This is a genomic window from Streptomyces lacaronensis (genome assembly GCF_047337785.1).
Taxonomy (GTDB): Bacteria; Actinomycetota; Actinomycetes; order Streptomycetales; family Streptomycetaceae; genus Streptomyces; species Streptomyces lycopersici.
The window spans coordinates 2227757-2252137 of sequence record NZ_JBLHDK010000003.1; the positions used below are offsets into that span (position 1 = coordinate 2227757).

The following is a 24381-nucleotide window of genomic DNA, read 5'->3' on the forward strand; positions in this document are numbered from 1 at the left end:
GGTACCTGGGCGTCACGCCATCGCAACGGCCCCCGGGGACCACGGTGGCCAGGCCCTTCCGGTCCAGACCGCGGGCCGGAAGAGCCGCTTCGGCTGACGCGTCGGCTCGGGTCGACGCCTCAGTCGTCGATTCCACCGCTCTCGCAGATCTGCCGGGCGATGTCCCGAAGCTTGACGTTGCGCTCCTGGGACGCCCGGCGGATCAGTGCGAAGGCGTCATCCTCGGTGATCTTCAGGCGCTCCATGAGGATGCCCATGGCCTCGCCGATGGTGTGCCGGGTCTGGAGCGCTTGCTGGAGCTGGTCGGCGGTGCGGGCGCTGGAGAAGGCGACCGCGGCGTGCGAGGCCAGCAGCCAGCCGGCCGTCTCGCTGGCCTCGGTGAAGGCGGCGGGGCGCCGCGAGTAGAGGTTCAGGGCGCCGAGGTCCTCATGCTCGGTGTAGAGCAGAAACCCCATCATGCTGCCGATGCCGAGCTTGCGGCCCTCCCCGACGAAATCCGGCCAGCTCTCCTCGGGCGCGGTGAAGTCCTTGATCCGGAACACCCGCTCACCGTCCAACCGACGGGCGGCGTCGAAGCAGGGCCCCTCGCGGAGCCGCTCCTGCAGCCGGTCCGACCGCACCACCAGCCCTTCGGTGGGGGCGAGGGACTCCACTCGGCTGCCGTGGAGCACCAGGATGCCGGCCGCGTCACAGCCCTCCACGATGTCCACGGCGCACGCGCTGATCCGCTCCAGCGTGGCCTCCACGGACTCCTGCGCCAGCAGATCCCGTGCCATGGTGGCCATGCGCTCGGCGAAGGCTTCCCAGTCCATGACCACCATCCGATCACATCGAGCTACTCGCCGCCTCCGAGCGCTTCCCGGTATTGCTTCGCCCGGTCCGCGTACACCTGGGCGTTCAGCCTGATGCCTTCCCGTTCCTCGTCGGTGAGGGGGCGCTTCACCCTCGCCGGCACCCCCGCCACCAGCGACCCGGGCGGTATCTCCATCCCCTGCGGCACCAGGGCCTGGGCCGCGACCAGCGATCCCGCACCGACCCGGGCGCCGTTGAGGACCGTCGCCCCCATGCCGATCAGGACGTCGTCCTCGACCGTGCAGCCGTGCACGACCGCGTTGTGCCCGACCGAGACCCGCTCGCCGATGGAGACCGGGAATCCGGGGTCGACGTGCACCGTGCAGTTGTCCTGAATGTTGCTGTCCGCGCCGAGGACGATGGGGCCGCCGTCGCCCCGCAGCACCGCCTGGTACCAGACGCTGGAACCCGCCGCCAGCACTACATCGCCGATCACCACCGACGTGGGGGCCACGAACGTGTCGGGGTCGATCCGTGGCTCCTTTCCGTCGATGCCGAAGATCAAGGCGCGCACCGTCTCTCCCACCTGGTCTTTCCCTTCGCGTTCCGCGCCCCGGCCGGTAGCCCCGGCAGAGCCGTCCAGCCGGTCCGGCCGGTTGAACCGATCCGCCCCGGTCCTCGGCGCAACAGCCCGCCGCAGACGTCACGATCCGTCGGACGCCCCTGGAGTCCTTCTGACGGATCTCCGTGGAAGAAGGACCCTAGTCCCCGGCCGGGACCGGCTCCGGCTCGGTCTCGGAATCGGCCGCCGTGACCGCCGCGGCCTTGGCCTTCTTGGAGCGCCACTTCATGACCAGCATCGAGCCGAGGCCGAAGAGCAGGGCCAGCACGAGCCCGAGCCAGGAGAAGCGCTTCAGCCAGTCCTCCGCGACCTTGCCCAGGGAGTAGATGACCGCGGTGGTGCCACCGGCCCAGACGATGCCGCCGAGCACATTGGCGATGAGGAACTTCCAGTACGGCATGCGCAGCACGCCCGCGAGCGGCCCCGCGAAGATGCGCAGCAGCGCGATGAACCGGCCGACGAAGACCGCCCACATGCCCCACTTCTGGAAGGAGCGCTCGGCGGTGGCCACATGCTCGGCGCTGAAGTGCTTGGGGAATTTGCGGCCCAGCCAGGCGAGCAGCGGCTGTCCGCCCTTGCGGCCGATGAGATAGCCGATGGAGTCGCCGATCACCGCGCCCGCTACCGCGCACGTCCCCAGGATGTAGGGGTTGATGTGGTCCTGGGAGGCCGCCAGCAGCGTCGCGCTGACGAGGACGATCTCGCCGGGGAGCGGGATTCCCAGGCTCTCCAGGCCGATGACGATACCCACGAGCAGATACACGCTGACCGCGGGCACGGTCTCGAGCCATTCCTCGATATGCAACGCCGGTTCCTCCCCATGTGGCGACCGCTTCCCGGCGTGCGCCGGACCAGGGCCTGTCTGGAGTTGTGATCTGGGCTCGCGGGGCGTGGCACGCACGCTCGCGGCGTTGCCGAAATGCCCTAGTAGCTCCGCTACGAGGGCCTTCCGGCGCCTTGCGATCGCACGCACCACGCCCCGCTCCCTGATCCAGATCACAACTCCAGACAGGCCCTAGGGACGTGGCGCACGCCGGGAAGCCTACTCAATCGGCGCGCGGTCGCCATCATCCCCAAGTCGTGCTCCGGCTCGCGTCGGCTCCGGCGAAGGGAGGACGACGCGGGGCCGGGCTCGGGGCTGGGGAGGTCGGGCTCAGGACTGGGGGCGCAGGGTCCACACGATGGACATTTCGCCCGTAACCGCACCGTCCTCGCGTGTGATCGCGACGTTCACCGGGAATTCAGGCCGCTCCCCCGCGTCCAGCTCGGCGACCACCTCAGCGGCGGGCCGACCGAGGGTGGCGGTCGCGGTGACGGGCCCCTTGGCGAGCTTCTTGTAGCCGATCTCGGCGCGCACGGCCAGCGGTACGGCACGGCCGAGCTGATCGCCGAACGCCGCCAGCACGATGGCACCGCTCGCGGACTCGGCCAGGGTGAACATCGCGCCCGCGTGGGGGCCGCCGACGTGGTTGTGGAAGTCGGACTGGTCGGGCAGGCACAGCACCGCGCGCTCGGGCGACGCCTCACGGAACTCCAGGTTCAGGGTGCGCACCATGGGCACCGTGGCGGCGAGCATCTCACCGACGGAGGGCAGGGTTTCTGACATGCCCCGGAAGTTACCACCCAGTAGCAAACGGGGAAAGGGGCAGTTCAAGGGGCAGCCGTAGCAGCTGTCGTCGGCCCCCTCTATCGTTACTGGCCATGTGGCCAGGACAGCAGCCGCCCGGGGGCGAGCAGAACAACCCGCACGATCAGAACCCCTATCAGCAACCGGGGTATCAGCAGCCGGGATACAACCAGCCCAACCCGTATCAGCAGCCGGGATACCAACAGCCGAATCCCTATCAGCAGCCGCCCCAGCAGCAGCCGGGGCAGCCCGGCCAGCCGCCCCAGCAGCAGCCCGGCTACGGCCCGCCGCAGGGTCCGCCCGGCCAGCAGTGGGGCGCTCCGTCCGGCCCGCCCGGCGCACCGCAGCCGCCGCGCGACAACAAGAAGCGCACGACCACCATCGCCATCGTCGCGGCGATCGCGGTCGTCGCGGCCGCGGCCATCACCGGTGCGCTGGTCCTGGGCAAGGACGACAGCGACGGCGGTGACGAGTCGAAGGGGAAGGACAAGACGCCCGCCTCCACGTCGGCTCCGGCCTCCGAGGAACCGACCGAGGACCCGGGCGGCGGCGGTGCGGACAACCCGCGCGCCGGCGGCGACACCACCGACGTCAAGGCGGTCATACCCGGCTGGAAGCCGGTGGTCAGCCCCAAGCGGCACAACGCCTTCGACGTCCCCCCGGACTGGACGATCGAATCGCCGGGCCTGAGCACCGGGTTCGAGGACGACAAGGGCAAGCCCCTCGTGGTCATGTCCGCTCCGGCGAGGTACAAGAAGGACTACTGCTCGGTCAAGGACAAGGACGGCTACGTCAACAAGAGCCACGCCGCGGGGGCGGGCTCGAAGGGCGCCCAGGGCGCCAAGAGCGAGGCGTCGGCCGCCAAGATCGAGGCCGAGAACTGGGTCTTCGCCGCCTTCGACCAGAAGCAGACCGGGACCCGCAAGGTCACCGACGCCAAGAAGTTCAAGAGCGCCCACGGCCTCGAGGGCTACACCGCGTCGGCCACCGTCACCGGGGTGAAGAAGACCGACAAGTGCACCACCGACGGCAAGTCGGTCACCGTGACCTACACGGACACCAACGGCGACTTCGCCACCTGGGTCCTGTACTCGGTCAAGGGCACCAAGGAAGAGGTCCCGGACTCCACCATCAAGAAGATCATGAGTTCGCTGCGGCCGGTGAAGTCGGAGGTCTCCTGACCTTCTGACCGCTCCGATCGCGACGGCCGGAATTCGGTTGGACGCCGGGGCCCGCCCCCAGGGATAGTCCGGATGTGACGACTCCTCCGGCCCCGCGCCTCCGACCGCGCCGCCCCGCGTGGGCCGGCCGCAACTACACACTGCTGACCACCGCCGCCGTGGTGACGGGCCTCGGGAACGCCGGAGCCCTCATCGCGGCGGCGTTCGCGGTGCTGGAGGCGGGCGGGGACGGCGGCGACGTCGGGCTCGTGGCGGCGGCCCGCACCCTTCCGCTGGTCGTCTTCCTGCTGATCGGCGGCGCGGTGGCGGACCGGCTGCCCCGCCACCGGGTGATGGTGGCGGCCAACAGCCTCAACTGCCTCTCGCAGGCGGTCTTCGCCGTGCTCGTCCTGTCCGGCGAGGCACGGCTGTGGCAGATGGCCGCGCTGTCCGCGCTCGGCGGCACCGGGCAGGCGTTCTTCTCCCCCGCCGCCGAGGGCATGCTGCTCTCCAGCGTCAAAGGCGAACAGGCCGCCCGCGCCTTCGCGCTGTTCCGGATGGGCATGAACGGTGCGCAGATCGGCGGGGCCGCGCTCGGCGGCGCGCTGGTCGCGGTGGTCGGCCCAGGCTGGGTGCTGGCCGTCGACGCCGCCGCGTTCGCGGTCGCGGGCGCGCTGCGCTCGCTGCTCGACGTGCGTGCCGTCGCCCAGCGGGAGCCCGGCGGCGGCATGCTGCGGGATCTGCGCGAAGGCTGGCGCGAAGTCATCGGCCGGCCCTGGCTGTGGTCGATCGTCGTCCAGTTCTCCGTCGTCAACGCGGTGGTGGGAGCGGCGGAGTCGGTGTTCGGTCCGCTGGTGGCCGAGGATCATCTGGGCGGGGCGCGCCCCTGGGGGCTCGCGCTCGCGGCGTTCGGCGCGGGCACCGTCCTGGGCGGTCTGCTGATGGTGCGCTGGCGGCCGCGCCGGATGCTGCTCGCGGGCTCCCTGTGCGTACTGCCGCTCGCGCTGCCGTCGGCCGCGCTCGCCGTCCCGGTGCCGATCGCGCCGCTGGCCGTGGTGATGTTCCTGGTCGGGGTGTCGGTCGAGGTGTTCGGGGTGTCCTGGATGACCGCGCTGCACCAGGAGATCCCCGAGGACAAGCTGTCGCGGGTCTCGGCGTACGACTGGTTCGGCTCGGTCGCCATGGTGCCGCTGGCCACGGCGCTCGCGGGCCCGGCCGAGGAGGCGTTCGGCCGGGCGGCCTCGCTATGGGGCTGCTCGGCGCTGATCCTGGCGCTGACGCTGGCGGTGCTGACGGTCCCGGACGTACGGCGGCTGTGCCGGCACGAGACCAAGCCCGTCGCCGAGGGCGGACCGGCCGCCGCCGCGGACACCGCCCCGGAGCCGGTCAGCCCACGCTGAACGCCCCGTCCGGCGGCTCCGGCGAGGGCGTGGCGTCCTTGTCCCGCACCGGCGCCGCGCCGCCCATGAAGCGGTCCAGCGCCTCCCCGTACTCGACCCTGGCCGGGAAGGCGTCGGCCGCGGTGCGGCGGGCCAGCACGGCGACCGGCGGTTCGGACTGGGAGGCCACCAGCACGGCGTTGCCGAACCGACGGCCGCGCAGCACCGACGGCTCCGCGATCAGGGCGAGGTGGGCGAACGCGGTGCGGTAGGTGGCCAGTTGGGAGCGGAGGAAGGTGAACGGCGCCCCGTCGGCCAGATTCGCGGCGTACCACCCGCCCGGCCGCAGCGCCCGGGCCGCGACGCGGGCGTACTCGATGGAGGTCAGATGCGCGGGCACCCGTGAACCGCCGAAGACATCGGCCACGATGACATCGGCCGACCCCTCGGGCGCGGCCTCCAGCGCGGTCCGGGCGTCCTCCGGCCGCACCGTGATGCCCGTCCCGGACGGCAGCGGAAGGTGCTCGGCGACCAGCTCCAGCACCCCCCGGTCGGCCTCGATCACCACCTGCCGGGAGCCGGGGCGGGTGGCGGCCAGATAGCGAGGCAGCGTCAGCGCCCCGCCCCCCAGGTGCAGTACGTCGAGCGGGGCGCCGGGATCGGCGGCCGCGTCCAGGACATGGGCGATCCGCCGCACGTACTCGAACTCGAGATGGCCCGGATCGTCCAGGTCGACGTACGACTGCGGGGCGCCGTCCACCGTGAGCAGCCAGGCGCGCGGGCGGTCCAGGTCCGGCATCAGCTTGGCGGTGCCGCCGTCCACGGCACGGCTCACGGGTATCGGCTCGTTCACCCTCTCATTGTGCCGTCGCACGCATGACGTGGCCTCCGCTCGCCCGCCACCCCCGCACGGGGGAGGCGGACGAGCGGGGCCGGTGATGGCTACGGCAGCACGGTGGTCACCGTGCCCGCACCCACCGTGCGGCCGCCCTCGCGGATCGCGAAGCCGAGACCCGGCTCCAGCGGTACGGCACGGCCGAGCTCGACCGTCATGGTGACCGTGTCACCGGGGCGCGCCACCGCGGCGGCCCCGAGGTCCACGGCGCCTGCCACATCCGCCGTACGGAGATAGAACTGCGGGCGATAGCCGGTGGACACCGGGGTCCGCCGGCCGCCCTCGGCCGCCGAGAGGACGTACACCCGCGCGGTGAAGCGCCGCCGCGGCACGACGCTGCCGGGCGCGGCCACCACATGGCCGCGGCGCACCGCGTCCCGCGCCACTCCGCGCAGCAGCAGCGCCACATTGTCGCCCGCCTCGGCCGACTCCATGGACTTGCCGAAGGTCTCCACCCCGGTGACCACCGTGGCCACATCGGTGCCGGGCACCTCGACACGGTCGCCGACCCGTACCGTGCCGCGCTCGATGGCGCCGGTGACGACCGTGCCGCGGCCGGTGATGGTCAGCACGTTCTCCACCGGTAGCAGGAACGGCGCCCCGGTGTGGCGCACGGGCGTCGGCACGTAGATGTCCACGGCGTCCAGCAGCGCCTCGATCGCCCCGGTCCAGCGCGGGTCACCCTCCAGCGCCCGCAGCCCGGAGACCCGTACGACGGGCGTGGTGTCGCCGGGGTAGCCGTGCGCGGAGAGCAGCTCGCGCACCTCCAGTTCGACGAGGTCGGTGAGCTCGGGGTCGCCCGCGTCGGCCTTGTTGAGGGCCACCACGATGTGGTCGACGCCGACCTGGCGGGCCAGCAGCACATGCTCGGCGGTCTGCGGCATCACGCCGTCGAGCGCGGAGACCACGAGGATCGCCCCGTCGATCTGGGCGGCGCCGGTCACCATGTTCTTGATGAAGTCGGCGTGGCCGGGCATGTCGACATGCGCGTAGTGCCGGGTGTCGGTCTCGTACTCGACATGCGCGATGTTGATGGTGATGCCGCGCGCGGCCTCCTCCGGCGCCCGGTCGATGCGGTCGGCCGGCACATAGGCGCCGCCGGTGCCCCGCTCGCTCAGCACCTTGGTGATGGCGGCGGTCAGCGTGGTCTTGCCGTGGTCGACATGGCCCATGGTGCCGATGTTCAGATGCGGCTTGGTGCGCACATACGTCTGCTTGGACATGCGACGATCTCTCCTCGTCAGCGGGGGTGGGAAGCGCGGACCCCAGAACCTCGCCGACCCTCCCCCTGGGGGATCCGTCGGAGTTGTCCGAGGAGGGTCAGCTTCGGGCGCCGTCGAGGCAGGCGGCGGGAACGGCGGCAGGCGGGTCCGTGGTGAGGCCGGCGACCGCGGCCGGAGCGAGAGAGGGGACGGCAGCCTTCGGCGCGTCCGCGACCGCGGACGTCGGCGTGAGGAAGGCGAGCCGGAACATGCTGTGATCTTCGCGCACTGTTCGGTCCGCGTCGAATGGTTTTCGGTGCGCTTCGGTACGCGCGGGGTGGGTGGGGCGGGTGGTTCGGAACCCTCCGTCGACGGTCTGCCGACAATCAGACGACATCACAGCGTCCGCCGGTCCCGGTCGGTTACGCTCCACCGATGCTCGATGTCGCCCCGCCGCCCGCGAATCCGGCCACCCGCCGCGCCCGCGCCGTGCTCCTCTCGCCGTGGTCGCGGCTGGGGTTGCTCGCCGCGCTGCTCACCGGTTCCGCGATCGCGGTCTGGCTGTGGCAGCCGCAGCGGCTGCTGACCCATGGCTGGCCGGAGTTGACGGGCGGGACGGCCGTGATGCTGTTCACGGCCGCGTACGGGGTGGGCACCGCCGCGCTGGTGCCCCGGCCGCTGCTGAACCTGGCGGCCGGTGCGCTCTTCGGCATCCAGGCCGGGCTGGCAACGGCCATCGGCGGCACGGTGATCGGCGCCGGGATCGCCTTCGGCCTCGGGCGGCTGCTGGGGCAGGACGCGCTGCGGCCGCTGCTGCGGGGCCGCTGGCTCACTGCGGCGGACCGGCAGTTGAGCCACCACGGGTTCCGGTCGATGCTGGCGATCCGGCTGTTCCCCGGGGTACCGTTCGCCGCCGCCAATTACTGCGCGGCCGTCTCCCGGATGGGCTGGCCGTCGTTCCTGCTGGCCACCGGGTTGGGCAGTGTGCCGAACACCGCCGCGTACGTGGTGGCGGGCAGCCGCGCCACCACCCCCACCTCGCCCGTCTTCCTCCTCGCGCTGGCCTTCATCACGGTGCCCGCTGTCGCGGGGGCGCTGGTGGCCTGGCGCAAACGCGGCCGTATCCGACCCGTACGGCCCGTGGGGCCCGTCCGGCCCACGGAGGACACGGCGGCAGACGAGGAGATGGCGCCGCGGGGATGACCGGCGGCTCCGCGGGGATGACCGGGCCGGAGTCCGTCAGCCGCCGGCCGGGGTCCGTCAGCCGCCGGCCGGTCCGGTGGCGGAGGCCGATGTGGCCGCGGCGCGGGCGGACAGCGGCTCGGCGATGTCCTCCAGCGGACGCCGCTCCGCCGGAATCGCGAGGAAGACGGCGACCAGCCCGGCCGCGACCATGAGCGACGCCCCGATGGAGAAGGCCAGCGCGGTGTCGGCCACGACTCCGCTCGCCGTCAGATTCGAGAAGATCAGCGGTCCGCTGATGCCCCCGGCCGCCGTGCCGATGGCGTAGAAGAAGGCGATGGCCAGGGCGCGCGTCTCCATCGGGAACACCTCGCTGGCCGTCAGATACGCCGAGCTCGCACCGGCCGACGCGAAGAAGAGGACCACGCACCAGCAGGCGGTCATCGTGGTCGCGCTGAGCCAGCCGCTGCCGAACATCCAGGCCGTGATGAACAGCAGCACGCCGGAGAGGGTGTACGTCCCCGAGATCATCGGCCGGCGGCCGACCGTGTCGAAGAGCCTGCTCAGCAGCAATGGTCCGAGGAAGTTGCCGAAGGCGATGACCGCGAAGTAGTAGCCGGTGTCGCCGCTGGGCACGCCGAAGAACTTCACCAGGATCGAACCGAAGCCGAAGGTGATGGCGTTGTAGAGGAACGCCTGCCCGATGAAGAGGGCCAGCCCCAGGAAGGCGCGCCGGGGGTACGCCCGGAAGAGCGTCCGGGCGATCTCGATGAAGCCGGTGCTCTTCCGCGTGCGGATGGTGATGGCCTTGTCCGGCTCGGTGAGGCGCCGCCCGGTCTCGTCCTCGATCCGCCGTTCGGCCGCCGCGACCAGTTCCTCGGCGCCCTCCGCCCGGCCGTGGATGAACATCCAGCGCGGGCTTTCGGGGACGTTCCGCCGGACCAGCAGGATGACCAGGCCGAGGACGACACCGAGGGCGAAGGTGAGCCGCCAGCCGACGTTCAGGGTGAAGAAGTTCGTGTTGAGCATCAGCACGGAGAGCAGCGAGCCGCCCATCGCGCCGAGCCAGAAGCTCCCGTTGATGACCAGGTCGACGCGGCCCCGGTACCTGCCGGGGATCAGCTCGTCGATCGCGGAGTTGATGGCCGCGTACTCGCCGCCGATACCGAAGCCGGTGAGGAAACGGAAGAGGAAGAACCACCAGGCGGAGAAGGAGATGGCGGTGAGCGCGGTGGCGGCGAGATAGACCCCGAGCGTGATGAGGAAGAGCTTCTTGCGGCCGTAGCGGTCGGTGAGCCAGCCGAAGACCAGCGCCCCGGTGCAGGCACCGGCCACATAGAGGGCCGCCGCCATCCCGGTGACCTGCGCGTCGGTGATGGGCAGCCCGCTGCCGGGCTCGGAGAGACGGCTGGCGATATTGCCGACGACGGTCACTTCGAGACCGTCCAGGATCCATACGGTGCCGAGGCCGATCACGATCATCCAGTGCCAGCGTGACCAGGGCAGCCGGTCCAGCCGGGCCGGGACCTCGGTGGTGATCGTCCCGCCCGTTCGCTTTCCGGCGCCGCCCCCGGCCCCGTCCCGTCGGCCACCCTGTTCTCCGCCGTGCCCGATCGCGGTCATACGGTTCGGCTCCTCGGCTGTCCAGGCTGTCCACGACTGATCCTCACCAGGCGCCCGCGGCCCGGCGGCCGAGCCCCGAGTACCCAAGGGCAAAGCGCTGAACCGATGGTCTGACCAGGCCCTTGATGGGCCACGCACCCGGGGACGCTACGCTGCCCCCACAACCGGTCGTCGATCCTCGACGGTCGGCTTCCCACTGACCGCCCCGCCTGAATCGGTCATGCCTGGACATCTGAGACCAGGGATCGAGCAGCGCACGATCAGCCTTGGATAGCGAAGACTCAATGTCGTGGTTTGAATCATTCATCCTCGGGCTGGTCCAGGGGTTGACTGAGTTTCTTCCGATCTCCTCCAGCGCCCATCTGCGGCTCACGGCCGCGTTCGCCGGCTGGAACGACCCTGGGCCCGCCTTCACCGCGATCACCCAGATCGGCACGGAGCTCGCGGTACTCATCTACTTCCGCAAGGACATCGTCAACATCGTGTCGGCCTGGTTCCGCTCGCTCTTCAGCAAGGAGTGGCGCGGCAACCACGACGCCCAGATGGGCTGGCTGGTGATCGTCGGCTCGCTGCCCATCGGCGTGCTCGGCCTCACCCTCCAGGACGCGATCGAGGGTCCGTTCCGCGATCTGCGGCTCATAGCCACGACCCTCGTGGTCATGGGCGTCGTGCTGGGCTTCGCGGACCGGCGGGCGGCCCGCGACGAGACGGGCGGCCGGCATCGCGTCGCCAACCAGCGCAAGACGCTCCAGGAGCTGAGCATCCGGGACGGGCTCATATTCGGGGTCTGCCAGGCGATGGCGCTGGTGCCGGGCGTCTCCCGGTCGGGCGCCACGATCAGCGGCGGACTGCTGATGGGTTACACCCGAGAGTCCGCGGCCCGCTACTCCTTCCTGCTCGCGGTGCCGGCGGTGCTGGCCTCGGGCGTCTTCGAGCTGAAGGACGCCTCGGAGGGCCATACCGAGTGGGGCCCGACGATCTTCGCGACGGTCATCGCCTTCATTGTCGGCTATGTGGTGATCGCGTGGTTTATGAAATTTATTTCAAGTAAGAGCTTTATGCCGTTTGTGATCTACCGGATCCTGCTGGGCATCGCGCTCTTCGCGCTCGTCGGCTTCGGTGTGCTGAGCGCGCACGCGGCCGAGTCGGCAGGCTGACGCACCTCTCGGATATCCGATCGGATATCCGCCGGGCAGGCAGGGAGATGGGCCGCCGGCCGAGGAGGGAGGAGTCCGGCGGCCCCTTCGCTCAGGTCTGGCGCCCCCTGAGCGGCATGGGACGAGTCAAGCGCCATACCGGGTAGCGGGGAAGGGTGTGCGGTAGATATATGCAAGCACTCGCGTCACACCGGGTGTGAATTCCTCACCCAGCGCACTCCCCTGCCCTGAGCTGCGGCCTTACGGGGACGATGACCCCGACGGTCCGGTGACGATCTCCACCAGCTCTCTCAACGAGTCGATCCGCCAGTCCGCCATCGCCGCGTCGGCCGTATCGGCCCACAGATACGCCCACGGCCCCCGGCGGATATGCGCGGCCCGCAGCCCGGCGGCCTTCGCCGGGCGGATGTCGAAGGCCGGGTAGTCACCCACGTACACCGTGTCCCCCGGCGCGGCGCCGCCGAGCTCCAGCACCCGCCGGAAGAACTCCGGATCGGGCTTGACGACCCCCCATCCACCGGACGTCGCCACGGCGTCGACCGGCAGCTCCATTTCCCGCAGCAGCTCCCCCATCCGCAGCGACTGGTTCCCGGCCAGGACCACCCGCAGCCCGGACTCCCGCAGCGCGCCGAGCGCGGACCGTACGTCCGGGTACAGATCGGACTCGTCCAGCCACTCCCCCCGCCCCGCCGCCTCCCGCGCCCGACGCTCGGCGTCGATGTCCACGCCGTCCGGCCGCAGCAGCCGGATGGCGTCCCCGTCGTCCCGCCCCTGCGCTACGACGGCCCCCACCAGCGCGGACAGAGTGTGCCGGGGCACCCCGAGCCAGTCGGCCCAGGAGCCCCAGTAGCGGTCCTCACGAACGAGGGTCGAGCCGATGTCGAACACCACGCTCTCCACCACCACGACCCCTTCCTGTGGCCCGTGGCCCTCACGCCTTCTCCGGCGCTTGCCCCTCCCAGTCCGCGTAACGGATCCGGGCGAGGTCCAGCACCTCACCGACCGTGCCCCATTCGTTCTTCCCCAGCCGGGACAGCGGCCGCAACCTGGTGACCTCGGCATGCCCGTCGACCATCGCCTCGTCGTCGATCGCGGCATGCACCACCCGCCCGAAGACCACCGTCGAGTTCCCGAACCCCATCGTGCTGTGCACCACGCACTCCAGCGCCACCGGCGACCCCGCCACCCGAGGCGGCTTCACCCGCAAGCTCGCCTCCTGCTCCACCCCCACCGCCTCGAACTCGCTCACCCCGTGCGGAAAGTCCGTCGCGGTCGCGTTGACCTGCTCGAACAGCCCCTCGGGAGCGAGGTTCACCACGAACTCCCCGGTGTCCTCGACATTCCGCAGCGAATCCTTACGCCCCACGGAGGTGAACTGCACGACGGGCGGGGCCACGGCCGCGACGGTGAAGAACGAATGCGGGGCGAGGTTCGCGGCACCGTCCTGGCCGACGGTCGACACCCAAGCGATCGGCCGGGGCACGACGACCGAGGTCAGCAGCTTGTAGAAGGGGGTGGGGCCCATGGTCTCGGGATCGAAGTCGATACGCATACGGCCCAGTATCCGCGCAGGCGGCAGCACATCCCAACGACGGACGGCGGTGTCCCACCGCCGTCAGGGTGCACGTGCCGCGCCCGCGTTCCACACGATGACGCGAAGGCCACCCCGCCTGCGGCACGTTCAGGTGCCGGACCCGGCGGTGTCAGCCATTCATGGCCGCCCAGAACTCCTCGAAGGACATCTGGCGGTCGCCATTGGTGTCGAGCGAGTCGATCAGCTCCTGGGCCTGCGATTCGGTGATCTCCGAACCCTCCAACTCCGCCACGACCTTACGGTATTCGTCCGCGGTGACCAGGCCGTCCCCGTCGAGGTCGTAGCGCTCGAAGACCTTCCGCGCCGCCGTCTCCATGATGTCTGCCATCTTCTCCGCCCTTCTGCGATCTTCGCTGACGGGCCCAGATTATCCGTCCGCCCGGAGCAACGCGGAGGCTGGGCAGTTGTGCCGCCGTTGCCCCGGGCGGTCAGCCGCCCTGGCCTGCCCGCTCGATCAGCTCGACGACCGGCCCGTGCGAGGCGCTTATGCCTTGGCGCTTGCGGGTCCGAGCTCCCGTCGGTGCCAGCCCCAGCCGAAGGTCGCCAGGCCGAGGTCGACCTGGGGGTCCAGACCCCGGTAGGCGGCATCGCGCAGCCGGTTGGACGGGATCTGCGACCTGGCCGGTGATCGCCGCCCACACCCAGCTCGGGCTCGCCCGCCAGCTCGCCGCCGACCTGCGGCGGCCCTGGGAGAAGAAGACGGAGCCGAACAAGCTCACCCCGGCCCGGGTCCGCCGGGGGCTTCGGAACCTCCACGCGAAGACCCCCTCTCCGGCGCGTGCACCGCAACCTGCCCGACCAGGTCCGGGGCGGCCTCCCGGCTCGAAAAACCGCCGCTCAGCACCACGTCACGACGTGGGTCGAGTCCTCGCGACAGGCGAGGTATACACCCGCCCAGCCCATCACAAGAAGGGAACCAAGCCTCGACGAGTAGTGCCGGCTCCGAACTGAGAGATACACCGCTGCACGACGACCATGGTCCGAGCAAGATGGCACCGTGGACACGACTCGAAGCGGCCCCGTTGAAGATCTCGTGCACTGGCGCGGCGAGTTGGCCGATCTCATCCAGGCCGTTGGGCAGAGCGAAGCGAAGGGGACTGTCACCTTCAGCCGTAGCCATGCCGCAGCCGCTGTGACAAAGGTAGCCACCGGGCTTGCACACCCCGACGAGCTCGTCGACTGGGCGAACGCGGTCCATTTCGAAGACGGAGTGCGCATCGAAGACGGGCACGAAGACCTGCTGACACAGTTCCTCCTTGAGATATCGACTCCCGAGCTCTTCGAGCCGATCACCGTCCCGGTCTGTCAGCGATGGCTGCACATCATTCGGGCATCGCTCGCATCAGAAGCAGAAGCGACCGGACGTTAAACGACAAGGTCAGAGCCTGTGAACAAACCCCAGTCTGCCCAGATCACTCCGTTATGGGCAGGCACTCGGCGAGCAGGTCGACGACGTCCCGCCAAGCTCGCTGCGCGTGCTGAGGGTGATAACCGACCCCGGGAAGCACGATGTGGTCGACCGGTGGGTGATGGAAGGCGTGCAAGGCGCCGCCGTAGACCACGAGGCGCCAGTCGACGCCCGCAGCCTGCATCTCGGCGGTGAATGCGTCCCGTTGCGCGGGCGGCATGATCGGGTCTTCCGACCCGACCCCGGCCCACACAGGGCAGTGAATGCGCGCCGTCTCGCCTGGTCGGCCCGTGGTCAGTCCGTTGACTGTCGCGATCGCGCGCAGGTCGACGCCGTCGCGCCCGAGTTCCAGCGCGATTGCGCCCCCGGTGCCGTAGCCGACGGCGGCGATCCGGTCCGGGTCGGTCCGCGGCTCGGCGCGGAGCACGTCGAGCGCCGCGTGGCCGATGCCTCGCATCCGGTCGGGGTCGGCGAGCAACGGCATGCAACGGGCCAACATCTCCTCAGGGTCGCCCAAATAGCGCCCGCCGTGGAGGTCGAAGGCCAGCGCCACGTATCCCAGCTCGGCGAGCGCATCGGCCCGGCGGCGCTCGACGTCGCTGAGCCCCACCCCCTCGGGCCCGACCAAGACCACGGGCCGGCGGTCGACACCGGCCGGGAGCGCGAGATGCCCGATCATCGTCAGGCCGTCGGCCGCGTATTCGATCGTGCGCGTTGTAACCGTCGTCATGAGCCTGGACTGTAGTGATCGTCGAGCCCGGTCGGGCCGGTGTTCTGCTGCGGGAGTACTACCCCGCCGCGCTCGAAGCGGTCGCCGGCTGGCAGAACGGCCTGACGCGTCCCGAGGCCCGCGCGCTCCTGGCGGTCGTCCCGACGCCCGGCAAGGCGGCCAAGGTCACCCGTCAACGGCTCTGCACCGCCCTCAAGAAGGCATCGAGGCGGAGGCCGAACGCCGGCAGAAGATCCTCCAGACGCCACAGGCCCGGCATCCCGAGCTGGTCGAGGACGCGCCGGGCAGGCAGATGCTCGGGCTGCTGCGGCAGTTCGACGCGGCCTGCCGCACCGTCGGCGCTCTCACGGACGCGACGGAGAAGGCGTTCCGGCAACACCCCGACGCGGCGGTGATGCTCAGCTTTCCCGGCCTCGGCCTGCAGCTCGGCGCCCGCATCCGGCAGCGTGGTTCGAACGAGATCACGAACGGTCCGCTGCGGCAGTACTTCCCCAAGGGCACTGACCTGTCCCGGCACACCCGCGAGCGCCTCGACGCAGTCGCTGCCGGACTCAACAGCCGCCCACGCAAGACGCTCGGCTGGGAAACCCCAGCCGAGCGCCTGTCTAAACTGCTCGCCACCACACGTCAGTGATCACGTGTCGCGACGACCGCTGAAATCCGCCTCCCCCGGGCGGGGGCATGGCACGGCCGGACCACATCACGGTCCGCGATAATTGACGGTCACCGCGTTGCGGTGGCCAGTGCCGCGCGGATGGCGTCCTCGCCGACCGGCCGGCCCTTCTCGTTCGAGTACGGCCCGTACGGTGTTCCCCATACCGGCGTGCCCGTCGCCTGCCGCCAGCTGTCGGCCAGCGTTCCCGCGTCCACCACGCTGTAGCCGATGGAGTCGATGAATTCGGTCACCGCCGCCTTCGCCGGTGCGGAGTCCCCGGCGATCGGCAGGTAGGAGCGGTCCGCCGCCCCTGCCGGGCGGGCGAGTGACAGCAGGTGCTTGAAGAAGATGTTGTTGAATGCCTTTACGAGCAGGGCGTCCGGGAGGTGCCGCAGAAGCAGCTCGCTCGAGGTGAGGGACTTGCTGTCGAGCTCGGGGATGTGCCCGTCACGCTCGGGGCCGTAGTTGCAGGTGTCGATGACCGTCTTCCCGGCCAGTGGCGCGGCGGGCACGCGGGGGAAGGCGCTGACCGGCACCGTGACCACGACGATGTCACCGGCCGCCGCGGCCTCTTGGCTCGTCGCCGCGGACGCCCGCGACCCCAGTTCCTCGGCCGTGTCCACAAGCGTTTCGGGACCGCGCGAGTTGCTGAGCACCACCTGGTGCCCGGCCCCGACAGCGAGTCGCGCGAGGGTTCTGCCGATACTTCCGCTTCCGATGAATCCCACAGTCGTCATAATCTCAACGTCCTTCAGAAGAGCCGAACTTGCCGGTTGCCGGGCTCGTTACGATCCGGGTTCCCGCCGTCAGCCGGCGGGGAAATAATGGCCGTTGTCCAGATCGGCGAGCAGGCCGGGCCGGGCGGGTTCCCAGCCGAGGGTCCGGCGGGTGATGAAGTTGGACGCCGGGTAGCTCTGCGTGACGATATTCGTGAGGAACCCGAAGTACCCCGGCGTCATCAGGACATCGTTGGGAACGCTCACGGCGGGCAGGCCCAGGCGGCTGGCGATGGCCTCGGCGATGTCGCGGAACGGGATGCCGCCGTCCTCGACCGCGTGCCAGTATTTGCCGCCAGGCCCCTTCTCCAGCGCCAGGCGGAACAAGGTGGCGGCATCGCGGATGTGCACGGCGTTCCACAGGTTCGCGCCGTCGCCGTGGTAGCCGACGAACCCCTTTTCCTTCGCGAGCGCGATCAGCGTGGGGAGGAAGCCGGCACGATCGGTCGTGCTGTGCGCGATGTTGGCGATCCGCACGACCGAAGACCGCACCCCCTGCTCTGCGAGGTCGACAACGGCCCTTTCCACGACGTTGCGGACCCGCAGGGTGCCCTTGTGCTCCTCGCCGACGGGGAGGGCCGGGTCCTCCTCGGTGGCCGGCCGCCCCAGGTTCCCGGGCGAGCCTATGCTTCCCGCCGTGACCAGCGGCTTTCCGGTTCCCGCGAGTGCCTCGCCGTACGCGAGCATGATCGGGAGCTCCGCGGCGGCCACGGCGTCCATCCCGCCGGAGGGCAGCAGATCCTGCCTGTGGGCGACGTGGACGACACCATCGGAGCCCGAGGCCGCCTCCTTGAGCCCGTCGAGATCCTGAAGGTCGCCGCGACGCACCTTCGCGCCGAGCGCAGACAGGGCCGCCGCGGAAGCGTCCGACCGGGCCAGGCCGGTGACCTCGTGCCCGGCGGCGATGAGCTCGGGAATGATGTACGAACCGGAATGGCCGGTCCCTCCAGCGATGAATACGCGCATCTAACTGTCCTTGTGAGGGTAGGTGCAGGGTCTTTTCGTGCCGTAAGTGAACTGGCGTAATGCGGCACGAGAGGTGGTGGTACGGGTGTGCTCAGCCGAGAAGGGTGATACCGAGGGAGAAATTGGTGTGCTTGACGGAGTGGTTCATAAGGCCCAGCTCCAGCAGGCCGACGTTCTCCAGTGCTCGCGCCATGAACAGTTCCCCGGTGTCCCAGGGGCGCAGCCCCAGGCTCTCGACGAAGGCCGACACGCGTGCCTTCGCCTGCGCGTCGTCGCCCGCGATGAACACGTCCAGAGGGCGGTCCTCGGCCGGGCCGGCCGCCAGAACGTGGGAGAACACAGTGTTGAACGCCTTGACGACATGCGCGTCGGCGGGAGCCGCCTTGGCGATCTCCTGTGCACCGGAACTGTCGTCGGGGACGACGAAGCCCCGCAGGTCGGGGGCTACGGGGTTGGTGATGTCAACGATGATCTTGCCGCGCAGTGCGTCCCCGTACTCCCTCACCACCGCCGCCGCGCCGGCGTACGGCGCGGCGAGAATCACGATGTCCCCGGTCGGGGCGGCCCCGGCCGTCCCGACCGTGGCGCCGCCGAGCGTGGCGGCCAATCCCTTGGCCTTGGCCTGGTCGCGGCCGATGATCTCGACGGCGTTACCGCCGACGAGCGCCCGGCCGGCCAAAGCACGGGCCATGTTTCCCAGTCCGATAATGCTGATGCTGCTCATCGGTGTTCCTGCTTTCCGGACCTTGGCCCTGCCGTCAAATTCGGGTGTCGAATTCTTGGGTCGAATTCATTTCGACGCCCTTAAGCGCCTGTTTTTCATGCTGCCATCGGGTCTGAGTGGGTGTCCAAGACCTATTGAAGACGTGGTGATACCCTGGAGGCATCACCGGGCCGGGAGATTCTATGGATCTGGATCTGCGCAAACTGCGTTACTTCGTCACCGTGGCCGACCGGCTGCATTTCGGCCGCGCCGCGGATGAGCTTCACATCGCGCAGCCGGTGCTCAGCCGACAGATCCGCGCGCTCGAGCAGGATCTCGGCGCCTCGCTGTTCACCAGGGATCGCCACGGCGTAGAGCTGACAGACGCGGGCCGGCAACTGCTGGCCGACGCCGGTCCGCTGCTCGCCTCAACCCACGCGGTCCGCCGCCGGGTGTCCGCGGCCGCCGGCGGCAAGCGGCGGCTGATGGTCGGTTTCCGGGCCGGCATTGCAGTCACCCCGGCGGCCCGTGCGTTCGAGGACCGGCACCCGGACGTGGTCGTGGACGTGCAGCGGATCGAAGGGGACGACCAGGCTGCGATGCTGCTCGACGGCCGCATCGACGTCGGCTATGTGCGGCTGCCCATCGACGAGGCCGGTCTGCGCGTCACCCCGCTGTACGCCGAGCCGCGGGTAGCGGTACTGCCCGCCGGACACCGGTTTGCCGGCAAGGAGCAGGTCACCGAGGCCGACCTGGCCGGCGAACCGCTGGTCTGGCACGGTGACCCGAGCACGCAGCCCACCAAGCGCCCGCTCCCCAATGCCGGGTACCCGGTGCGTGGGGTGGACGAGACGCTCGAGCATGTCGGGGCCGGACGGGGCATCTCCTTCCTGGCCCGTTCGGCGTCCGTGTTCTACTCGCATCCGGACGTCGTCTATGTGCCCATCCCGGATCTGGCGCCCGACCAGGTGTGCCTCGCGGTGGCGGCATCGCACACCTCGCCGGTAGTAGATGACTTCGTCACCGCGGCTCAGTCGACGGCCGAGATCACGGCAGAATGTGGGAACTATGAGATGTGGCTGCTTGGCGGCGATGTCGCCTCACGGGACGCTTGAGTAGTTCGACTGGCCCCGTTCATCATGCGCTGGAGAGCGCAATGGCCTGACGGATCCGAGGGGCCCCGAAGCACCTGAGACCGACTGGAAGTACGTGCTGCGGACGCGGCTCAAGTCGGCTGATCGCCGACGGTCTGTTCAGCCGGCTCCGTCCAGAAGTCAACGCCGTGCTGCCCCGCGAGGAGAGCGCCGCGGTGGAGTGGATGAGGGGGTGGCAAGTCTCCGGCCCGTAGGGGGGCGCCGCTCTCCCCGGCGGCTTCTGCTGCGGTCTTCAGCAGGCGGGCGGCCAGTTCCGAAAGCCAGCAGGTCCGGGCCAGGTGCCGGGCGGCTGGTGTCGCGTACCAGCGGGTGCGGCCGCGCGACCGGCAGCGCGTCCAGCCCGGCCGCGGAGTGCCGAGTCAACTCGACACTTCCTCCCGTCGCCGGTCATCGCCGGCTGTGGCGGGGATGGCGTTGTCGATGAGGACGGCGGCGATGGCGGCGGCGGTGGGGAAGGCGTCGGCGTTGAGGACCCGGGTGCGGGCCGCGGCGCCGTCGATGAGCAGCGCGAGTTGCTCGCCGAGCTGTTCAGGGTCGGCGGCGCCGGCTTCGCGGGCGGTGTCGGCGAGCCGCGCGGCGACGGCTTTCTTGTAGTCGCGCGCGTACTGGGATGCGGGGTGCTGGGGGTCGTGGAGTTCGACGGCGGCGCCGATGTAGGGGCACATGGGGGTGGTGGGGGGGATGTCGAAGGCGGCGAGGAGCCGTTCGCGGGGCGTGAGGTCGGTGCGGTCGAACACGCCGGACAGAACGGAGGGGTCGAACCGGCGCAGGTACTCGGCGACGAGTTCGTCCTTGCCGGTGAAGTGCTGGTAGGCCGTGCGCTTGGACACCTGGGCCGCCGCGCAGAGCTCGTTCATGCCGGTGCGGTTGATGCCCTGCTCGCGGAACAGTTGCTGGGACACGCTGAGGATGCGCTCGCGGGCGCCCCGGCCGCGGCGGCGGCCCGTGGGGCCCTTCTCCAACTCCGTCATGGGTCCATGGTACCCCAGCTGGATAACGACCGGTGTACATAGTTTGCATCCCTGTCGCCCGCCCCGTACCGTAAGCACACAGGGCGGTGTACTTAACATCGTCACCCCAGGTGCACACGGCACCACCGACCCAAGGGAATGACTATGGGAAAGCTTGACGGCAAGGTAGCGGTCATCACCGGCGGCACCACCGGCATGGCACTGGCCGGCGCGAAGCTGTTCGTCGACGAGGGAGCGCACGTCTTCATCACCGGCCGCCGCCAGGACGCCCTGGACGAGGCCGTGAAGCAGATCGGCCGCAACGTCACCGGCGTCCAGGGCGACGCCGCCGACCTGGACGACCTGGACCGCCTGTACGACACCGTCAAGCGGGAGAAGGGAAGCCTCGACGTGCTGTGGGCCAGCGCCGGAGGGGGCGAGCCCGCCCCGCTCGGCGAGATCACCGAGGCCCACTTCGACGCCGCGTTCCACCTCAACGCCCGCGGCACCCTGTTCACCGTCCAAAAGGCCCTCCCGCTCTTCAACGACGGTGGGTCCATCCTCATGACCGGCTCCAACGCCTCCCTCGGCGCCTTCCCCGGCTGGAGCGTCTACGCCGGCAGCAAGGCCGTCCAGCAGGCCTGGGCCCGCGTATGGCTCAACGAACTCAAGGACCGCCGCATCCGCGTCAACGTCCTGACCCCCGGCCAGGTCGCCACCGCCAAGCAGGAAGAACTCTTCGACGAGGCCACCAAGCGCCAGTTCGAGTCCCTCATCCCTCGCGGCCAGATGGGCCGCCCCGACGAAATCGCCACCGCCGCCCTCTTCCTCGCCTCCGACGACTCCAGCTACGTCAACGGCATGGAACTCGTCGCCGACGGCGGCACCACCGCCATCTGAACCGAACAACCACAACCAGGGCAGGACATCTCATGAGCAACATCAGCATCATCGGCACCGGGAACATGGCCCGCACCATCGCAGCGCGGGCGATAGCGGGCGGCAACACCGTCGAGGTCATGGGCCGCGATCAGTCCAAGGCCGCTGACCTGGCCAAGGCTCTCGGCGGCAGCGCCACGACGGGAGACTGGGGCACCGCCCCGGCCGGGGACATCGTCATCGTGGCCCTGTTGTACGACGGTGTCGTGCCGGTCGTCGCGCAGTACGGAGACGCTCTCGCGGGCAAGGTCATCGTCGACATCAGCAATCCCTTCAATTCCACGTTCGACGGGCTGGCCCACCGTGAGGAGACCTCGATCGCGCAGGAAGTCGCCAAGGCGGCCCCGGCCGGCGCCAGTGTGGTGAAGGCGTTCAACACCATCTTCCGCCATGTCCTGGAGAAGGGTCGGCCGGACGTCTTCATCGCCTGCGATAACGCGCAGGCCAAGGCAAGTGTGGAGGCGTTCGTCGAGAGCCTCGGGCTGCGCCCGCTGGACGTCGGCGGCCTGAAAATGGCGCACTGGCTGGAAGGAGCGGGCGTGGTCACGGTGGGCCTCGCCAACCACGGGGTGGGGAACTTGGACTTCGCCCTCAGCATCACCGAACTTCCCGTCTGAGCAAACGGTTGACGGATCACCGAGAGGACTCGCCGAGTGAGCCCGTGGCGAGTCGGTGGGGTAGCGGTCCTGCACGTCCTTCTCGAAGCCGAAGATCACTTCCGTCAGGTCGATGACCGCTCCGTCCAGTCGTGCTTCGGCCGCCTCCAGCCCCGGGCCGCCAGGCAGCCGTCGGTGAACTCGGCAAGCAGGGTTGGCGTGTTCGGCCAGCACAGCATCCTGTCCGCCCTCGGCGATCTTCTCGGCGAGGGCGGACAGGATCATCTTGGTCAGCTCAGCCGTCGTTGCCCATGGCCTTGCGTACGGTGTCGCGGGTGCGGTCGATGACGGCGGCCATCGGGCCGAGTGCGATGTTCTTCGTCGCCGTCTCCACGCCCGGGTGCGGATGTGTCGGCGCCATGGCCTCGGCGGCCTTGACCGCCTTGGCCATCGCGGCGAGCTGTCCCGGCCCGATGCGCCGCCGCAGTTGGCTGAATTCATAGCGCTCCTCGGCCCGGGCGTGCCGCATGACCTCGGTGCGCAGCTCGCGAAGCATCGGCAGAAACTCCGGGGCGGAGGTATCCATCCCGTCCAGTCGGCCGAGTTTCTCCTTGGCCTGCTTCTCCTCCCGCAAGCGGTCCTCGACCAGCTGCTCGCCACCGTCGAAGGACCGCCGCGTCACGGGGTGGACGACTTCCTCCTCGGCCGTCTCATGGACCGCCAACAGGCTCACGAGCCTGCGGAAGGCGTCCTGTCGTTCATTGCCGGTGGCCCGTTCCACCTCGTCGAAGAGGTTGCGGATGTCTCCGTGCTGGCGCATCAGCAGCGCCACCACATCGTCCTGTTCGCCGACCGCGTCACTCCCCGCTCGGTGTGTCATGGCGTCCCTCCGGTTGACGGTTCAGTCGCTTGCGCGCTGCGACGGTTGGGGGTGCTCACCCTCGGTCTCCAGCCGGTACTCCCGGCCGAACATGTCACGGTGCTGCGCCATCACCCGCTCGCTCGGCGGCTGGTCACCGTCGTTGAGCAGCGACTGCATGGCCTCGAAACGTTCATGGGCCTCGCGCACATAGCCGGTGCCCAGCGTGGTGAGGTCGATCTGCGTGTCCAGCAGTTCGCGGAGGTACCCCTTGTTGGGCTCGAAGGTGAGCACGTTCGGCAGCTCCGGGGCGACGACCTCCTCCGGCTCGCGGCCGTCGTTGCGGCGCATCAGGTCGCAGGCGATGCGCAGATGCTCCAGCTCCATGTTCAGATGCAGCTCCCAGATGGACTTCACCTTGGGATCCGGCTCCTGCTCCATGAAGGAGTAGTAGAGGTAGCACTCGTTGTACTCGTGGTTGACCAGCTGCTCCCACCAGGTCTCGCCCGGGTCGACCAGGGACTCGTAGTGGGTGACGTGCTCCTCTTCGATCAGCCCGATCTCCTGGTAGAGCTGGCGGGCGATCGGCTCCATGTAGGTGGGCCCGACGTTCAAGTAGAAGTTCATGGTCTGCTGCTCCGCCGACATGATCGTCAACGCGTGCAGTTTGGACAGCGGGTTCGTCCGGTTCCGGTCGTAGGGCTCACGGACGTTGTCCACCGGATTGCGATGGTGGTACTTCGTCGGGCGGCCCGGCATGATCTCCGTCAGCCCCTGGACGATCTCCTCCGCCTTGCGGTGCTCGATCATCTCGTAGAGGTTGGCGTACCGGTACAGATGGTCGAAGTCCTCCAGCACTCCGAACTGATACGCCTGCGTGAGGTACGGATCGGGCTCCATCCGCGCCACCCACGCGGTCAGGTCCACCGCCACCTGCTCATAGGCGATCGTCGTCTCCAGCACCGAGGCCACCCCCGGCAGCAGCCAGTTCACCGCCTTCTGCTGCTGCGCCTCGACGGAGCGCGTCTCGGCCAGCTGCCGCTTCACGTCCATGTCCTTGCAGTGGCGGGCCATCTGGTGGCTGAAGAGGATCGCCTCGATCTCGATGCCGTTCATCGTGATGATCCGGCATCGGGTGTACGGGTCGCAGCGATCGGGATCGATCGGAGAGACATCCAGCTCACGCCAGGTGCGCGTCTGGCGGTCCAGCGGGATTCCACGCTGCTCCAGCGGGTTGAACGACATACGCGCTCCTTCACCCAGGGGAGCCCGGCGAGTACCCTGAGCGTTCCCGAGAAAACAGAACATTCCGGGTATCCACCGAATGGCCCGCCGGGCGAGCACGCGTGAGTACCGAAAGCTAGGCTGCCGCTCTTCCGGATCGCGCTCACCGGCGTGCGATAGTTTGCCCG

25 protein-coding genes and 2 pseudogenes are annotated in these 24381 nt (G+C 69.7%); 10 read left to right on the plus strand and 17 right to left on the minus strand.

Annotated features, from left to right (window positions below; genetic code table 11):
* Positions 1-119: 119 nt before the first annotated feature.
* The 4 genes from ACMTAK_RS09830 to ACMTAK_RS09845 form a co-directional block, all read right to left on the minus strand.
* Positions 120-812: a GAF and ANTAR domain-containing protein gene (locus ACMTAK_RS09830; RefSeq protein WP_413805852.1), complete on the minus strand. Its 693-nt coding sequence runs from the start codon at positions 810-812 to the stop codon at positions 120-122.
* Between the two features lie 23 nt (positions 813-835).
* Positions 836-1378 (minus strand): gamma carbonic anhydrase family protein, encoded by a 543-nt coding sequence (locus ACMTAK_RS09835; RefSeq protein ID WP_413805853.1) that lies wholly within the window; start codon positions 1376-1378, stop codon positions 836-838.
* Between the two features lie 175 nt (positions 1379-1553).
* Positions 1554-2219: a DedA family protein gene (locus tag ACMTAK_RS09840; RefSeq protein ID WP_413805854.1), complete on the minus strand. Its 666-nt coding sequence runs from the start codon at positions 2217-2219 to the stop codon at positions 1554-1556.
* Positions 2220-2567: 348 nt separating this feature from the next.
* Complete coding sequence (locus tag ACMTAK_RS09845; RefSeq protein WP_044568204.1) at positions 2568-3020, minus strand: DUF4442 domain-containing protein; 453 nt, start codon at positions 3018-3020, stop codon at positions 2568-2570.
* Positions 3021-3115: 95 nt separating this feature from the next.
* Between ACMTAK_RS09845 and ACMTAK_RS09850 the strand changes: the two genes are divergently transcribed.
* On the plus strand, positions 3116-4222 hold the full coding sequence (locus tag ACMTAK_RS09850; RefSeq protein ID WP_413805855.1) for a hypothetical protein: 1107 nt from the start codon (positions 3116-3118) through the stop codon (positions 4220-4222).
* Between the two features lie 74 nt (positions 4223-4296).
* Positions 4297-5601, plus strand: a complete 1305-nt coding sequence (locus tag ACMTAK_RS09855) for an MFS transporter (RefSeq protein WP_413805856.1) — start codon at positions 4297-4299, stop codon at positions 5599-5601.
* Here the strand turns inward: ACMTAK_RS09855 and ACMTAK_RS09860 are convergent.
* Together ACMTAK_RS09860 and tuf are read right to left on the minus strand one after the other, a co-directional pair.
* Positions 5588-6433 (minus strand): spermidine synthase, encoded by an 846-nt coding sequence (locus tag ACMTAK_RS09860; RefSeq protein ID WP_413805857.1) that lies wholly within the window; start codon positions 6431-6433, stop codon positions 5588-5590. The genes ACMTAK_RS09855 and ACMTAK_RS09860 overlap by 14 nt on opposite strands.
* An 89-nt stretch (positions 6434-6522) precedes the next feature.
* A complete protein-coding gene (gene tuf, locus ACMTAK_RS09865) occupies positions 6523-7698 on the minus strand; it encodes an elongation factor Tu (protein ID WP_413805858.1) in 1176 nt (391 codons plus the stop codon).
* A 414-nt stretch (positions 7699-8112) separates the two neighbouring features.
* On the opposite strand from tuf, the gene ACMTAK_RS09870 reads away from it, so the two are divergent.
* A complete protein-coding gene (locus tag ACMTAK_RS09870; protein WP_413805859.1) occupies positions 8113-8880 on the plus strand; it encodes a TVP38/TMEM64 family protein in 768 nt (255 codons plus the stop codon).
* 57 nt (positions 8881-8937) lie between these two features.
* Here the strand turns inward: ACMTAK_RS09870 and ACMTAK_RS09875 are convergent, their stop codons facing one another.
* Positions 8938-10482, minus strand: coding sequence for an MFS transporter (locus ACMTAK_RS09875; protein WP_413805860.1), 1545 nt, complete (start codon positions 10480-10482; stop codon positions 8938-8940).
* 284 nt (positions 10483-10766) lie between these two features.
* Here ACMTAK_RS09875 and ACMTAK_RS09880 point away from each other — a divergent pair, with 284 nt between their 5' ends.
* Positions 10767-11639, plus strand: a complete 873-nt coding sequence (locus ACMTAK_RS09880) for an undecaprenyl-diphosphate phosphatase (RefSeq protein WP_413805861.1) — start codon at positions 10767-10769, stop codon at positions 11637-11639.
* Positions 11640-11879: 240 nt separating this feature from the next.
* Here ACMTAK_RS09880 and ACMTAK_RS09885 read toward each other — a convergent pair whose 3' ends face one another.
* The 3 genes from ACMTAK_RS09885 to ACMTAK_RS09895 all read right to left on the minus strand — a co-directional run bounded on the left by ACMTAK_RS09885 (position 11880) and on the right by ACMTAK_RS09895 (position 13561).
* On the minus strand, positions 11880-12542 hold the full coding sequence (locus ACMTAK_RS09885) for an HAD family hydrolase (RefSeq protein WP_413812839.1): 663 nt from the start codon (positions 12540-12542) through the stop codon (positions 11880-11882).
* A gap of 28 nt (positions 12543-12570) precedes the next feature.
* The gene (locus tag ACMTAK_RS09890; RefSeq protein ID WP_413805862.1) at positions 12571-13191 is read right to left on the minus strand and encodes a flavin reductase family protein; all 621 of its coding nucleotides are present in this window, start codon (positions 13189-13191) and stop codon (positions 12571-12573) included.
* A 151-nt stretch (positions 13192-13342) separates the two neighbouring features.
* On the minus strand, positions 13343-13561 hold the full coding sequence (locus ACMTAK_RS09895) for an EF-hand domain-containing protein (protein WP_413805863.1): 219 nt from the start codon (positions 13559-13561) through the stop codon (positions 13343-13345).
* Between the two features lie 287 nt (positions 13562-13848).
* Here ACMTAK_RS09895 and ACMTAK_RS09900 point away from each other — a divergent pair.
* Together ACMTAK_RS09900 and ACMTAK_RS09905 are read left to right on the plus strand one after the other, a co-directional pair.
* Positions 13849-14184 (plus strand): annotated as a pseudogene (locus ACMTAK_RS09900) (NF041680 family putative transposase); the annotation flags it as partial.
* Between the two features lie 46 nt (positions 14185-14230).
* Positions 14231-14602 (plus strand): hypothetical protein, encoded by a 372-nt coding sequence (locus tag ACMTAK_RS09905; RefSeq protein WP_413805864.1) that lies wholly within the window; start codon positions 14231-14233, stop codon positions 14600-14602.
* Between the two features lie 43 nt (positions 14603-14645).
* Here ACMTAK_RS09905 and ACMTAK_RS09910 read toward each other — a convergent pair whose 3' ends face one another.
* Complete coding sequence (locus tag ACMTAK_RS09910) at positions 14646-15371, minus strand: dienelactone hydrolase family protein (RefSeq protein WP_413805865.1); 726 nt, start codon at positions 15369-15371, stop codon at positions 14646-14648.
* 442 nt (positions 15372-15813) lie between these two features.
* Between ACMTAK_RS09910 and ACMTAK_RS09915 the strand changes: the two are divergent.
* Positions 15814-16005 (plus strand): annotated as a pseudogene (locus ACMTAK_RS09915) (transposase); the annotation flags it as partial.
* 89 nt (positions 16006-16094) lie between these two features.
* Here the strand turns inward: ACMTAK_RS09915 and ACMTAK_RS09920 are convergent.
* The 3 genes from ACMTAK_RS09920 to ACMTAK_RS09930 form a co-directional block, all read right to left on the minus strand.
* On the minus strand, positions 16095-16754 hold the full coding sequence (locus ACMTAK_RS09920; protein ID WP_413812840.1) for an NADPH-dependent F420 reductase: 660 nt from the start codon (positions 16752-16754) through the stop codon (positions 16095-16097).
* A 78-nt stretch (positions 16755-16832) separates the two neighbouring features.
* Positions 16833-17768: an SDR family oxidoreductase gene (locus tag ACMTAK_RS09925; RefSeq protein WP_413805866.1), complete on the minus strand. Its 936-nt coding sequence runs from the start codon at positions 17766-17768 to the stop codon at positions 16833-16835.
* A 91-nt stretch (positions 17769-17859) separates the two neighbouring features.
* A complete protein-coding gene (locus ACMTAK_RS09930) occupies positions 17860-18492 on the minus strand; it encodes an NADPH-dependent F420 reductase (RefSeq protein WP_413805867.1) in 633 nt (210 codons plus the stop codon).
* Positions 18493-18674: 182 nt separating this feature from the next.
* Between ACMTAK_RS09930 and ACMTAK_RS09935 the strand changes: the two genes are divergently transcribed.
* A complete protein-coding gene (locus tag ACMTAK_RS09935; RefSeq protein ID WP_413805868.1) occupies positions 18675-19586 on the plus strand; it encodes a LysR family transcriptional regulator in 912 nt (303 codons plus the stop codon).
* Between the two features lie 398 nt (positions 19587-19984).
* On the opposite strand, the gene ACMTAK_RS09940 is transcribed toward ACMTAK_RS09935, so the two are convergent.
* Entirely contained in the window at positions 19985-20596 is a 612-nt protein-coding gene (locus ACMTAK_RS09940) for a TetR/AcrR family transcriptional regulator (protein ID WP_413805869.1), read from the minus strand.
* Positions 20597-20740: 144 nt separating this feature from the next.
* On the opposite strand from ACMTAK_RS09940, the gene ACMTAK_RS09945 reads away from it, so the two are divergent.
* The gene (locus ACMTAK_RS09945) at positions 20741-21475 is read left to right on the plus strand and encodes an SDR family NAD(P)-dependent oxidoreductase (RefSeq protein WP_369258821.1); all 735 of its coding nucleotides are present in this window, start codon (positions 20741-20743) and stop codon (positions 21473-21475) included.
* A 32-nt stretch (positions 21476-21507) separates the two neighbouring features.
* Positions 21508-22131: an NADPH-dependent F420 reductase gene (locus tag ACMTAK_RS09950; protein ID WP_413805870.1), complete on the plus strand. Its 624-nt coding sequence runs from the start codon at positions 21508-21510 to the stop codon at positions 22129-22131.
* 274 nt (positions 22132-22405) lie between these two features.
* Here ACMTAK_RS09950 and ACMTAK_RS09955 read toward each other — a convergent pair whose 3' ends face one another.
* Both ACMTAK_RS09955 and ACMTAK_RS09960 read right to left on the minus strand, forming a co-directional pair.
* Positions 22406-22990, minus strand: a complete 585-nt coding sequence (locus ACMTAK_RS09955; RefSeq protein WP_413805871.1) for a hemerythrin domain-containing protein — start codon at positions 22988-22990, stop codon at positions 22406-22408.
* Positions 22991-23011: 21 nt separating this feature from the next.
* Positions 23012-24214: a hypothetical protein gene (locus tag ACMTAK_RS09960; RefSeq protein WP_413805872.1), complete on the minus strand. Its 1203-nt coding sequence runs from the start codon at positions 24212-24214 to the stop codon at positions 23012-23014.
* Between the last annotated feature and the right edge of the window lie 167 nt (positions 24215-24381).